This window comes from Gilvimarinus japonicus (assembly GCF_042847215.1).
GTDB lineage: Bacteria > Pseudomonadota > Gammaproteobacteria > Pseudomonadales > Cellvibrionaceae > Gilvimarinus > Gilvimarinus japonicus.
The window spans coordinates 41,996-54,401 of the sequence record NZ_AP031500.1 but is presented as its reverse complement, the minus strand read 5'-3'; the positions used below and the strand labels follow the sequence as shown (position 1 = coordinate 54,401).

Genomic DNA, 12,406 nt, shown 5'->3' with positions numbered 1-12,406 from the left:
AGCTGTGGCGGCGAAGCTCCCGCCAAAAGCAAAGCTGTTACAAAAGTTTCATAGAAACGTCATCAAAGCTGATATTTAACGTCATTTTTCCTCTCTAACGTGTTGGCACTTCAACCGTGCTAATAACTATTGATCGAGGAGAACACAATGACGTTTCGGCTAAACGGTAAAGGAAAACTCGCGCTGGCGATGCTTAGCGTAATGGCTTTGGCCGCTTGTGACGGCGACGATGGCAGTGATGGTGCCGCCGGCGCACAAGGTCCGGCCGGCCCACAAGGCCCAGAGGGCCCCGCCGGTGCTGATGGCTCAGACGGAAGCAATGGCAGCAATGGCGGCGGTAACGCCAGTCTGATGACCCCCGGCCTAACCCGTCTAGCAACCGTGCCCGCTGGCGCCGAAGTCACCGGTGCTTTTGCCACCGAAGACGGCGATCTGTTTTTTAACGTACAACACCCAGACAGCGCCAACAGCGCGACCGACAGTGACGGCAAAAGCTTTAACCATGGCACCGTAGGCGTACTAGCTGGCGTTAATATCAATCAGCTGCCGAAACACTTAGTTTCGGTCGGTGTGCCCGATACCGAGCAAGAGCGTCAGACCGTTCAGGTGGCCTACGGCGAATACCAAGTAATCGCGCAAACCATGGACACCTTTGGCGGCGCCATGCCAGAGGGCTTAGGCACCGTTTTAGCCACCGATAAGTCAACCGTAGTCGCCTCTATCGACGACCCCGACTTTAACGGCTTTGTGCCCACCGGCGAAAACCAAGGCTATTTGTTTACCAACTGGGAATCGATCCCCGGCGGCATGAGCCGCTTAAAGCTCAACAAAAACGCCAGCAGCGGCTACTGGTCAGTGGACAGCAACGACGTACAGATGCTGGATTTTGGCATTTACGGCACCATCGCTAACTGTTTTGGCTCGGTTTCACCCTGGGGTACACCGCTCACCTCCGAGGAGTGGGGCAACCAAGGCGACAGCACCGAAGAGTGGAACGACCCTTCCCTGCAAACCAGCCGCGACGCGCTGGCCATGTACATCGACCCTACTGCCACCGATGCCGATGGCGCCTCAAGCTTCCCCAATACGTATCGCTATCACTACATCGTGGAAATTACCGAGCCCACCAGTGCTGAGCCCAAGCCTGTTAAGCATTACACCTTGGGTCGTTTTGAACACGAAAACTCCATCGTGATGCCCGATCAAAAAACCGTGTATCTGTCACAAGATGACACCAACGGTGTGTTGTTTAAATTTGTTGCCGACACGGCTGCGGATCTCTCCTCGGGCACGTTATACGGCGCCAAGCTCACCCAAGACTCCGGCAGCTTTGAGCCGCTCACCACAGGCTTTGACGTGCAGTGGGTGGAGCTGGCTCACGGCGACAACGCCACCATCGACGGCTGGATTGCCGACTTTGACGGCATCACCACCGCCGATTTTGTGGAAGGCCAAAGTAACTACCTAACCGACGCCGATGCCGAGGCCTGGGCCGCCGGGGATGCCAACTTCCCAAGCGTTGCCAACGGCGGCGGCAGCACCACCGCCGGCATGGCGATGGACGATCGCATCGCGTTTTTAGAGTCGCGCAAAGCCGCTCGCGCCAAAGGCGCCACCGCCGAGTGGCGCAAGTTTGAAGGTATCTACACTAACCAAAAGCGCGCGCAAGAAGCCGTTGAAGGTACCGACTTAGTAGCCGGTGAAGACGTATCGCAAGCCTACGTTTACTTTGCCATTGCCGATATGGACAACGGCATGATTGACGGCGAAGGCGATATTCAACTGTCAGCTCGCGTAAAAGATTGCGGCGGTGTATATCGCATGCCTCTTCTTAGCGGTGCCGACGCTTACAGTACCAACCGTATCGAACCGGTTGTTATGGGCTCTACCTACCGCTCTACTCTGGATGGTGCCCTGCGCTGCGACGTCAACGCCTTATCACAACCTGACAACGTCATTGTCTTGGACGACGGCCGCCTGATTATCGGTGAAGACGGTTTCCAAGAAAACAACACCTTGTGGATGTACGACCCAAGCGTTAATGATTAATGACATAACTAATAATACGTAACTGTTTCAGGAGCCGCACTGCGGCTCCTTTTTTCGTTTAGACGACCCCCACAGGCAACACCATGAACCACAACCGATTACGCAACAGCTTACTCTTTATCGCCGCGATTATACTCAGCGGCTGCGATCAGTCGCCACAAAACTTAACCGAAATAGCCAGTGCCGACCCCGTGCATGCACCGCAAGATTATATAACCCACAACGAAACCTATAATCCCGAAGCGGTTATTCCACCCCAGTGCTACACCAAAACCGAAGGCAAAAATAACCCCTGTTACATTTGCCACCAAAGCTACACCGGCGATCGTGCGCGCCCCAACATGATGAACGATGGATTTTTGCAGGGCAGCTACGACTTCTCCGACATCGGTAACACCAACCGCTGGAGCAATTTATTTAAAAACCGCAGCGCTGAGATCGACAACATCGATGACGACTTTATGCGCAATTATATCAACCAAGATAACTATTCGGCATTAGCCGCGTGGTTTCAATCCGATGCATGGCGTGGCCGCGCTCCCGTTATTGCCAATCTTGCCGATGGCGCCGGCGCTTTTGACCAAGACGGTTTGGCACTCGACGGCAGCCGCTGGGTAGCGTTTAATTACAAACCCGTACCCAGCACTTTCTGGCCCACCAACGGCTCCACCGATGACGTTATGATTCGGCTGCCCGACGCCTTTAGTGAAATCGACGGCCAATACTCACGCGACCTTTACTTTGCCAATTTAAGCCTACTCGAAATGGCCATCGTCGATAAATCCAGTTTACCCAGCATCGCCCTTGACGAAGCCGCAAGCGGTATCGACTTTAACGGCGACGGCCAGCTCGACTCGGACGTTACCAGCGTAAATCGTACTACGCGTTACTTTGGCGATGCGAAAAAGTTTCCCGTTACCCATATGCTCTACCCCCAAGGCACCGAGTTTCTACACACCGTCCGCTACGTAGGTATTAAAGAAGATGGCAGCATCACCAACGCCCGTCGCATGAAAGAAGTGCGCTACATGCGCAAAGACACCTTTATGCCCAAAGAGCGATTAACCAACAGCTACTATCGCGAAGCCAAAGAAAAGCACTTTGGCAATTTACCGGCGGTGGTTAATCACGATGATCGCGGTATGAGCAATGGCATGGGCTGGTTGCTGTGGGGCTTTATCGAAAACGCCGACGGCGAAATGCGCAAACAAAATGATCAGGAGCAATTCTTTTGCATGGGCTGCCACAAAACCATCGGCACCACCATCGATCAAACCTTCGCCTTTGCCCGCAAAAAACCGGGCGCCATCGGCTGGGGTTATATCGATTTAAAATCCCTTACCGATGCACCTAACATAGGCGAAACCCAAGGCGAGTATTTAACCTACCTAGAGCGCGTAGGCGGCGGCGATGAATTCCGCCAAAACGCCGAAATGTTAGAGCGCTGGTTTGACAGCAAAGGAATGGTTAAGCGCGAAAAAGTCGCCGCACAAGAAACTCTGTACGACTTAATTACCCCATCGCCCGAGCGAGCTTTAGATTTAAACAAAGCCTATTACCGTATCGTCCAAGAGCAAAGCTTTTTGTTCGGTCGCGACGCGGTGCTAACTCCAGCAGACAACGTCTATCAAACGATTGATACCGCAATAGAACCGCTGGATAGTGAGCACCGCTATAGCTGGGATATAAGGCTGGATTGGGAGTAAAAAGTAAAATTTATGGAGGCTCGTAAGTAGCCTCCATAAATTTAGAGCACAGAACGAGCAGAAGTGCTTTACTAATTCTTAAGGCTGCTAATAAACGCCTCTGATTCAGCAATGGATTTTTCCATTTCTTTGATCAGCTGAGCGACTTCCGTATTTATATTACTCAGCTCACCTTGTAGCGAGTCAATGGCTCGCGCATTCAGATTATGCTTCAGAAACAAAACTTGATCCTGAAAAACTTGTAATACCGGCTCCATGCGCGCCTCTGCGCTACGCATGGCTTTAATGAGTTTTTGGTATTGTTTTTTGGTCTGGCTTAATTTGGCTTCACTTTGTCGTTTAAGGTTGGCATTGCTGTAGAGTTCAATTTCATCCTCCCACTCATCGAATAAAGCATCTGATACATCCTCGACCGAATTAATTCGCTCGGACACCAACTCAGCGGCGGCTTTACTGTCTTCATATTCTCCGTTAAGTTTGTCGTAGCGCTCCACTAGGTCCTGATCTTGAATCTTGATGATCGATTGGTATTGCTCTAAAGCGGATTCGAATTGCTCTTTGGCATCGGTTTGTGCCTCTTGAGCCGACTCCACTCGATCAATCATGATATCTCGCTTGTGAAAACCCGCCTTCTCCATCGCGCCGTAATACATCGACTGACAACCCGCCAGAACAACGACCAAACAAGAACTGAGAAACCAACGACTGATTGACATACATTTTTACCTTTAACTGAATTGGTTAGAAAGCCCCGTTCCAACGCCGCACAAATGATGTCTGCGTTGCCGAGTAGTTCTCATACGAGAACAATTGCTAATAGTAAGAAAGTGGGTATCCCGTGGAAGAAGACCAGAGAAGTGCCTATTTAGGCATAACATTTTAACAGGCTCCCCAAAGAGATTCCGAGAATAGAGAGCCTGTCCTGTGTTTAATTTGAATTTTAACTGAAATTACCCTGAGGCTCCCGCCAAGTCAAACCTTCGAAGAATTTTGCTAGATTTTCAACAAAAATAATCCTTTCAGGTTCTCGCGATAGATGAAAAAAACTAAGCCAACTATTCGCGCCACTCGTCGATTTCGGACTTTTATCTCACTGTTAACAAACAAAATTGACAACGTTGTCCTTCGGGCCTATGGTTTAGCCAGCACTCGCCCAATGAGTGCCGCGCGTAGTCCACCTGACAATAACTAAACTCGCGCGACCGTTAACCCATAACGGCTATACATGACGATAACGGTAAACCTAGCTGAAAAGAGTCAGCGCACAATCCTTTGTTTAGGCGCCTGCCCGCCGCCCTTAAACTGCTGTTGGGAAACGCGTAGTAGCTGTGTGGTGAAGCCCCGCTGAGGTAGAGCGGTATTACAACTAACCCCATGCACAGAAAGGATTTCATTATGAAATTTATAAAAAATATAGCGGTGTGTGTTTTTGCACTGCTGGGCGCGCAGCAAGCGTTTGCCTACAATTGCTCGGGCACAGCGCAGTACTCGGACGGCAGCTCGTACAGTAACGGCGCTATTGTCAAAAACAACAACAGTGCTTACCAGTGTACGGTCGGTGGCTGGTGTTCTGTTGGTGGGCCCTATGCGCCAGGTGATGGCTGGGCCTGGAGCAACGCCTGGAATAGTTTAGGCGCCTGCAACGGCACCGGCGGCGGAAACTCTTCCAGCTCCAGCAGTTCATCTGTTAGCTCGTCCAGTTCGTCGTCAAACAACAATGGTTCGAACAATGGTTCGTGCCCGCAATGGTCATCGTCGGCTGTTTATTACACGGGTGATGTGGTGGTGTACGGCGGCTCTTATTATATCGCCGAGCACGATAATCCCGGTTACGATCCGACCATCAGCACCTGGTTCTGGGATCCAACATCGTCTTGTCCCGGAGGCAATGGCGGCGGCAGCTCTTCATCGACACCGAGCGGCAATGGGTTTTCAGCGATTGTCAGCGAAGCGCAATTTAATCAGATGTTCCCTAACCGCAATACGTTTTATACCTATGCAGGTTTGGTGAATGCGGCGGCTACTTTTCCGGCCTTTAGCACCAGAGGTAACCTCACCACGCAAAAACGTGAAGCGGCAGCGGCGCTGGCTAACTTCTCGCATGAAACCAGTGGATTGTATTACATCAATGAGATTGCCCAAGGCACTTACTGCTCGGGCACCGCTACCGCCTGTGGCGTTTGCGCGGCGGGCAAAAAGTATTACGGTCGCGGCCCGATTCAGTTAAGTTGGAACTACAACTACTGTACCGCAGGTCAGGCACTGGGGCTGGATTTGTGGTCTAACCCCGATCAAGTCGCGCAGAACCCAACAACCGCGTGGCGCACGGCACTATGGTTTTGGATGACGCAAAGCGGTGCGGGTTACCGTCCGGCGCACGACTCAATGGTTAACGGTAATGGTTTTGGTGAGACCATTCGGACGATTAACGGATCGTTGGAGTGTAACGGCGGCAACCCGGGGCAGGTGCAAAGTCGCATTAATACCTACCTCGACTTCACCCAGATATTGGGTACGACGCCCGGCAATAACTTAGACTGTTAAACCTTAAAGCCACCCGCCGCTTGCGCGGGTGGCGCTTAACCGGTGCAAAGTTTTATTTACTCTTCCCTTCACTCATTTTACGTCGCAGCTGGGTAATGACGGGTACGACCTCCGGCCGGATATGGCGCCACGCGTAAAACGACTCGGCCGCTTGTCCCACTAACATACCTAAGCCATCGGCCACTTTCGTCGCGCCGTGCTCAGTGGCCCAGCGCATAAAAATGGTTGGTTCAGCGGCGTACATCATGTCGTAACACGCCGCGTCTGGGCCCAGTAAATGTTCGGGTAGCGGTGGTAGCGCGCCGTGCAAACTGGCAGAGGTACCGTTAATGACAATATCAAATTGTTTACCGGTTAAATCCTCTAAGCTCACGCCGCTTACCGTACCCAGGTCGTGAAAGTCTCGCGCAAGATCCTCTGCCTTGCTGGCGGTGCGATTGGCAATGCACAACTCAGAGGGGTTTTGCCCTAATAAGGGCTCCAACACACCGCGCACTGCCCCGCCGGCACCCAACACCAAAATACGTTTAGCCGATAGTTCCCAGCCGAGGTTGAGCATATCGTTGATCATACCGATGCCATCGGTGGTATCGCCGGTCACCGATCCGTCGATTTGCTGGGTAAGTAGGTTTACGGCACCGGCGCGCTGCGCGCGCTCGGTTAGTGTATTGGCATAGGTAAACGCATCTTGCTTAAAAGGGGCCGTAATATTTAAGCCATGGCCGCCTCCGGTAAAAAATGCTTTGGCCGCACTGGCAAACTCGCCCTCGGCCACAAGTTGTTTGGTGTAGGTCATGTCTTCACCGGTTTGCTCGCAGAACTGGCGGTGAATCACAGGGGATTTACTTTGCACTATGGGGTTGCCGAATACGGCGTATGTATCACTCATGGGTTACCTATTGGTCAACGAGCGGCAAACCTATCAGACAATGTTTACCGAACGTTTACGCTTTGCATTTATTGTTATTTAAGCCAGTCGCGCGGTGGCAAAAAATCTTCGCTCAGGCGCGCTTCGGCTGAATGTGGCTCGGGTTGCCAATCGTACTCCCAACGCACCAACGGTGGTAGGGACATTAAAATCGACTCGGTGCGACCACCGGTTTGCAAGCCAAATAAAGTGCCGCGATCGTACACTAAATTAAACTCGACGTAGCGGCCGCGACGGTACAGCTGAAATTGTCGCTCACGCTCGCCAAACGGTGTGTCTTTACGGCGCGTTAAAATCGGTGCGTAAGCGGGTAAATAACTGTCTCCCACCGCCTGCATTAACGCAAAGCTCTCGGTAAAGCCTTTGGCATTAAGGTCGTCAAAAAACAAGCCGCCCACACCGCGTGCTTCATCGCGGTGTTTTAAGTAAAAATACTCGTCGCACCAGGCTTTAAAGCGAGGATAAATCTCCTCGCCAAAGGGGGCACAGGCATCGTAGGCTGTTTGATGCCAGTGTTGGCAGTCGTCGACAAACCCATAATAAGGCGTTAAGTCGTAACCACCACCAAACCACCACACGGGCTCTTCGCCGGATTTTTCGGCGATAAAAAAACGCACATTGGCGTGGCTGGTGGGAGCGTAGGGGTTGTTGGGGTGAATCACCAAAGACACGCCCATCGCCTCAAACGAGCGGCCCGCAAGCTCGGGTCGATGGGCTGTGGCTGAGGCCGGCATTTGGGTGCCGTGAACGTGAGAGAAATTGACACCGCCCTTTTCGATAACCGAGCCATCAACTAGTACCCGCGAACGACCGCCGCCGCCCTCGGTACGAGTCCACTCATCCTCGACAAATTGGCCGCCATCAATGGCAGATAAGCCGGCACAGATAGTCTCTTGCAGCTGCAGTAAATAGCACTTCACGGCGTGTTTATCGGGTGCGGCTGAATCTTGGCTCATGCCATCTCTCCATCAATTGGCAAGTACGGGTCGGCCTGTGCAAGGCCTTTTAGGCAGCTAGCTGTTTAGCCGGGCCGATGTATTCTACCGGTTTGCAGGTCGCGAATCTCGGACGGCTGAGTGCGCGCGCCAACTTGACCGGGAGCGAGCGCCTGAATTTGATCGCCAAAATAGTGTTGGACTTGCACGGAGGTGCGCGCAGGCTCTAGGCCCTGAGGGTTAGCCGAGGTGCTGATCAAGGGGCCGCCAAACGCCAAACACAACGCTTGTGCGAGAGGGTGGTCGGTTACGCGCAGAGCAACCGTATCGAAGTCGCCGGTAACCCAGTGAGAAGCGTGCCCATTGTTTGGCACCAACCATGTTACCGGACCCGGCCAAGTGTTTAACAGCTGGTCCCGATCACTCTGCGCCAGTGGCGCGAGCCACGGCTCGAGTTGCGCCGCACTGGCAGCGATTAAAATAAGCCCTTTGGCTCTGGGCCGGCTTTTAAGCTCCAGCAAGCGGCGAATGGCGGACTCGTTGTCGGGATCGACCCCGAGCCCCCATACGGCCTCGGTGGGGTAAGCAATCACGCCACCGGCTTTAGCCGCTCGCGCTGCTCGCTCGACCCCACTCAGGTCAACAGGAACCGTCACAGGTTTACTGACCCGCGAGCTTTTCCTGCAGCGCTTGGTCTTTGGCGATTACCGCATCCGCATTCGCTTTGCGCTCGGCGATTAAGCGCTGATGCAATTCGGCATCCGACGTGCCAATGATTTGCGCGGCCAGATATGCGGCATTTTTAGCGCCGGCTTTGCCGATGGCAACAGTGGCAACCGGAACCCCGCCGGGCATTTGCACGGTAGACAACAAAGCGTCTAAACCGTCCAGTGATGAGTTGATAGGTACACCGATTACTGGCTTAAGAGTATTGGCTGAAACAGCACCGGCCAAGTGGGCGGCCATACCAGCGGCGCAGATAAAGGCCGCGCAACCGCGCTTGTCGGCGTCTTGTACGTAGGCGTGGGTCGCCTCTGGCGTGCGGTGAGCGGAACTTACTTTCGCTTCAAAAGGCACATCCAAGCTCTTAAGTACGGCAAAAGATGCTTCCATGATCGGCAAATCAGAATCCGACCCCATCAGAATCGCAACAAATGGTTTGCTCATGATAATTACCCCAGTTGGAAAAAGCCGGCAAATTTACAGCAAGAGCTTACCGCTGACAAGAATTTTGCGCATCTATTGTACGTATTTCGTCCGCTTTTTGTAAAAACCGAGCTCACCAACGACTAACCAATAGGACCGCAACCACTTACCGTTACTGGGCTCGGCAAAAATAACTACCATTTTGGGTAATACAACCGTCGAGTTCGAGATCCATTAGCTGTGCCGCCAGAGTACCGGCATCAATACCACTGCGTTGGCACAAGGTATCCAGGCTCACCGGGTCATAGCCCATAAGGTCCAACAACCGCTGATCGCCGGCGCTCAGCGTTTTTGCCGGGCTCGAGGGTGTTATTTGTTGCGACTTAAAAGCCAGCGCCCCGCCTAGCTCTTCGACAATATCGCTGGCCGACTCTACCAGCTTGGCGCCACGTTTAATCAATGCATGGCAACCCTTGGCCATGGGGTTGTGAATTGACCCGGGAATCGCAAAGACTTCGCGCTCTTGCTCTAGTGCATAACGCGCGGTAATCAATGAGCCGCTCTTGACGGCCGCCTCGGCCACTAAAGTGCCCAGACTGAGGCCGCTTATAATGCGGTTGCGACGCGGGAAATTGCTGGCCACTGAGCCGGTACCCAGCGGAAACTCTGACACCAGTGCTCCGCCGTTATCTAAAATCTCAGCCGCTAAATCCCGGTGCCGCGCGGGGTACACCCGATCGATTCCCGTACCCAGCACCCCGACGGTGACACCCCCGGCATCCAGCGCCCCACGGTGGGCACAGGCATCCACCCCCAGCGCCAAGCCACTGGTAATGGCAAAACCACCACCGGCCAAATAGCGAGCAAATTCGTGGGCGTTGTTGCGGCCGCCTGCGCTGGGGTTGCGACTACCGACAATCGCTAGCTGGGGCAGCTCTAGGGCGGCCAGCGCGCCCCGAACGTACAACAGTGCGGGCGCAGAGGCCACTTGTGCTAACAGGTGTGGATAGTCGTCCGAGCCCCAGGCCACGACGCTAACGTCGGGGTGCGCTGCCAACCATTCCATCTCGGCGGCCACCGCGCTGTGCCACTCGTGTTGTGGATCGTCCCGCAGTGTTTGCAGCAACTGCAGACTTGACGGCTCAAGCCACGGTCGCAACTGAGCCGCGCCGGCGCTATAAATCGCCGCCGCGGAGCCAAAGTGTTGGTGCAGATCAGCGTAAGTAGAGGCGCCTAGGCCGGGAAGACGCAACAGCGTAAGCAGTGAGACAAAGCAGTCGGAGGGGTCGTTCATAAGCACAGCATCCTTGCTATGGTAGCCGGTGCTTCAATGCCTCAGAAACACCGGGGTTAAAAGATAAAGCTTAAGGGTTGCGCAGCGCATCGCCGATTGTCATGGGGCGAGTCGCCTCCATCACAATACCAAAGCTGAGCTTATCGAAGGTGCTAAAAACCATTATTAAACCGGCGCGCTCATCCGGCAGTTGAATACGCTCGCCGGCGACGCGGTCGTCAACCAGCTCACCGCGCACAAACACCTCAAAAACATTCCCGACCTGCAGACCATCGCGATCGCCTTTATTGATGATCACAATGTCCATTTTACCGATTTTGCTTACACCACCCTCTACCGCCAGGATTTCCGCTTCGATAGGAAAGTCGGGAGCGCTGGGATAAAAAATAGAATCTACCGAGCGCTCACGCGCTGGCAACAAGACATCGGCGGCACGGATCTCTTCGTATGAGCGGGTAATCATCACACGACCCACCTCACCGTCGATTTTATCGACCCGAGCGCCACCTACTCCCAACGCGTGAATCCCGAGCAGCTCGTCGGTTTCTTCGTCAATAAAGGTTTCCCCTTCACGGAAGATATTGTAGTTGTCGATATCATCATCAAAGTTGCCGCGGGCGTAGGCAATATCGCCCTCACCGACAATGAGACGGCGCTCCGGACCTGCCAGCATATAGGGCGAGTTTTCGATTTCATCCGGCATCACAATGCGTGAGCGCGACAAGTAAGTTGCGATTTTATCCAGCGGAACCGCCGGAATCGCCTCTTCTACGGGCATAACACGAATAGTTGGCTTGAGCTTGGCGTCGCCCCCGGGCGCCATACGCACAGTGCGATCGACGGTTAAACGTGGCTGGCCATCTATATACACCAAGCGCACTACGTCGCCAGGAAAGATCAAATGTGGGTTATCAATATCAGGGTTGGCGTGCCATATCTCGGGCCACATCCAAGGCGACTCCAAGAACTTATCGGAAATCCCCCATAGCGTATCGCCTTTAACCACGACATACTCATCGGGCGAGTCAGACTTGAAGGGCGCAGATTCAGCCCAAGAATAGAGACTGGCGACCGACAACGACAGCGCCAGAACAGCAAAAATCATTTTTTTCATAGAAACCGATCCTGTTTTTGTTCGGCCCTGAGCGGTTTAGTCGTTATAATAGCTTACTGCACCTAGCGAAGCGAACTGCTAGGCGCATCAAATCTCAGGGTAATTCCTGTGCGATCATCATGTTAGCAGCGGTTATTACCCTTTTACTAGAAGTTTGTCACAAAGCTTATGGCACTATTAGAAATTCTTGAGTTTCCAGACCCTCGTCTGCGCACCATCGCCAAACCGGTCGAAACCGTTGACGACAGCGTACGCGAGTTAATCGACAACATGTTCGAGACTATGTACGCCTGTCCGGGTATCGGCCTTGCTGCCACCCAGGTTAACGTCCACCGGCGGATTGTGGTTATCGATATATCGGAAAATCAGGACCAACCGCTGGTTCTGATCAACCCCGAGGTTACCGTCCTTGGGGAAGACCAAGCCCCCTACGACGAGGGCTGCTTATCGGTACCTGGCTTTTACGAAAGCGTCGACCGGCCCACTGAGGTTAGAGTGAACGCACTCGATCGCGACGGCAAACCCTTCGAGCTGATCCCCGATGGCCTGCTCGCCGTGTGTATCCAGCACGAGCTGGATCATTTAAACGGCAAACTGTTTGTCGATTATATTTCTCAGATCAAACGTCAGCGCATCCGCAAAAAGCTCGAAAAACAACATCGCGCCCGTGCCTAGAGCACTCGTTGGCAG

11 protein-coding genes are annotated in these 12,406 nt (G+C 53.4%); 4 read left to right on the top strand and 7 right to left on the bottom strand.

Translation table 11 applies throughout. The features are described from left to right. The first annotated feature begins 147 nt into the window (after positions 1 to 147). Positions 148 to 2,049 (top strand): alkaline phosphatase PhoX, encoded by a 1,902-nt coding sequence (locus ACGHAD_RS00220; protein ID WP_382414218.1) that lies wholly within the window; start codon positions 148 to 150, stop codon positions 2,047 to 2,049. Between the two features lie 83 nt (positions 2,050 to 2,132). After that, entirely contained in the window at positions 2,133 to 3,755 is a 1,623-nt protein-coding gene (locus ACGHAD_RS00215; protein WP_382414219.1) for a hypothetical protein, read from the top strand. Positions 3,756 to 3,826: 71 nt separating this feature from the next. Here the strand turns inward: ACGHAD_RS00215 and ACGHAD_RS00210 are convergent, their stop codons facing one another. Next, complete coding sequence (locus ACGHAD_RS00210) at positions 3,827 to 4,471, bottom strand: DUF2959 domain-containing protein (RefSeq protein WP_382414221.1); 645 nt, start codon at positions 4,469 to 4,471, stop codon at positions 3,827 to 3,829. A 679-nt stretch (positions 4,472 to 5,150) separates the two neighbouring features. On the opposite strand from ACGHAD_RS00210, the gene ACGHAD_RS00205 reads away from it, so the two are divergent. Next, the gene (locus ACGHAD_RS00205) at positions 5,151 to 6,299 is read left to right on the top strand and encodes a glycoside hydrolase family 19 protein (protein WP_382414223.1); all 1,149 of its coding nucleotides are present in this window, start codon (positions 5,151 to 5,153) and stop codon (positions 6,297 to 6,299) included. Positions 6,300 to 6,351: 52 nt separating this feature from the next. Here ACGHAD_RS00205 and aroE read toward each other — a convergent pair whose 3' ends face one another. The 6 genes from aroE to ACGHAD_RS00175 form a co-directional block, all read right to left on the bottom strand. After that, positions 6,352 to 7,188 carry a shikimate dehydrogenase gene (gene aroE, locus ACGHAD_RS00200; protein WP_382414225.1) on the bottom strand — a complete coding sequence of 279 codons (837 nt, stop codon included), beginning with the start codon at positions 7,186 to 7,188 and terminating at the stop codon, positions 6,352 to 6,354. 74 nt (positions 7,189 to 7,262) lie between these two features. Beyond that, positions 7,263 to 8,183, bottom strand: a complete 921-nt coding sequence (gene hemF / locus ACGHAD_RS00195; RefSeq protein ID WP_382414227.1) for an oxygen-dependent coproporphyrinogen oxidase — start codon at positions 8,181 to 8,183, stop codon at positions 7,263 to 7,265. 65 nt (positions 8,184 to 8,248) lie between these two features. Next, the gene (locus ACGHAD_RS00190) at positions 8,249 to 8,818 is read right to left on the bottom strand and encodes a Sua5/YciO/YrdC/YwlC family protein (protein WP_339617795.1); all 570 of its coding nucleotides are present in this window, start codon (positions 8,816 to 8,818) and stop codon (positions 8,249 to 8,251) included. 4 nt (positions 8,819 to 8,822) lie between these two features. Beyond that, the gene (gene purE, locus ACGHAD_RS00185) at positions 8,823 to 9,329 is read right to left on the bottom strand and encodes a 5-(carboxyamino)imidazole ribonucleotide mutase (RefSeq protein WP_339617794.1); all 507 of its coding nucleotides are present in this window, start codon (positions 9,327 to 9,329) and stop codon (positions 8,823 to 8,825) included. A gap of 151 nt (positions 9,330 to 9,480) precedes the next feature. Then, positions 9,481 to 10,602, bottom strand: coding sequence for a DNA-processing protein DprA (gene dprA, locus ACGHAD_RS00180; RefSeq protein WP_382414229.1), 1,122 nt, complete (start codon positions 10,600 to 10,602; stop codon positions 9,481 to 9,483). Between the two features lie 70 nt (positions 10,603 to 10,672). Continuing rightward, positions 10,673 to 11,716, bottom strand: a complete 1,044-nt coding sequence (locus ACGHAD_RS00175; RefSeq protein WP_382414231.1) for a LysM peptidoglycan-binding domain-containing protein — start codon at positions 11,714 to 11,716, stop codon at positions 10,673 to 10,675. A 168-nt stretch (positions 11,717 to 11,884) separates the two neighbouring features. Between ACGHAD_RS00175 and def the strand changes: the two genes are divergently transcribed. Beyond that, positions 11,885 to 12,391 carry a peptide deformylase gene (gene def / locus ACGHAD_RS00170; RefSeq protein WP_339617791.1) on the top strand — a complete coding sequence of 169 codons (507 nt, stop codon included), beginning with the start codon at positions 11,885 to 11,887 and terminating at the stop codon, positions 12,389 to 12,391. Positions 12,392 to 12,406: the final 15 nt, after the last annotated feature.

Bases quoted from the DNA above. Each gene is read 5' to 3' on its own strand.
- ACGHAD_RS00220 (WP_382414218.1), top strand. From the start codon at position 148: ATGACGTTTCGGCTAAACGGTAAAGGAAAACTCGCGCTGGCGATGCTT.
- ACGHAD_RS00215 (WP_382414219.1), top strand. From the start codon at position 2,133: ATGAACCACAACCGATTACGCAACAGCTTACTCTTTATCGCCGCGATT.
- ACGHAD_RS00210 (WP_382414221.1), bottom strand. From the start codon at position 4,471: ATGTCAATCAGTCGTTGGTTTCTCAGTTCTTGTTTGGTCGTTGTTCTG.
- ACGHAD_RS00205 (WP_382414223.1), top strand. From the start codon at position 5,151: ATGAAATTTATAAAAAATATAGCGGTGTGTGTTTTTGCACTGCTGGGC.
- aroE (WP_382414225.1), bottom strand. From the start codon at position 7,188: ATGAGTGATACATACGCCGTATTCGGCAACCCCATAGTGCAAAGTAAA.
- hemF (WP_382414227.1), bottom strand. From the start codon at position 8,183: ATGAGCCAAGATTCAGCCGCACCCGATAAACACGCCGTGAAGTGCTAT.
- purE (WP_339617794.1), bottom strand. From the start codon at position 9,329: ATGAGCAAACCATTTGTTGCGATTCTGATGGGGTCGGATTCTGATTTG.
- dprA (WP_382414229.1), bottom strand. From the start codon at position 10,602: ATGAACGACCCCTCCGACTGCTTTGTCTCACTGCTTACGCTGTTGCGT.
- ACGHAD_RS00175 (WP_382414231.1), bottom strand. From the start codon at position 11,716: ATGAAAAAAATGATTTTTGCTGTTCTGGCGCTGTCGTTGTCGGTCGCC.
- def (WP_339617791.1), top strand. From the start codon at position 11,885: ATGGCACTATTAGAAATTCTTGAGTTTCCAGACCCTCGTCTGCGCACC.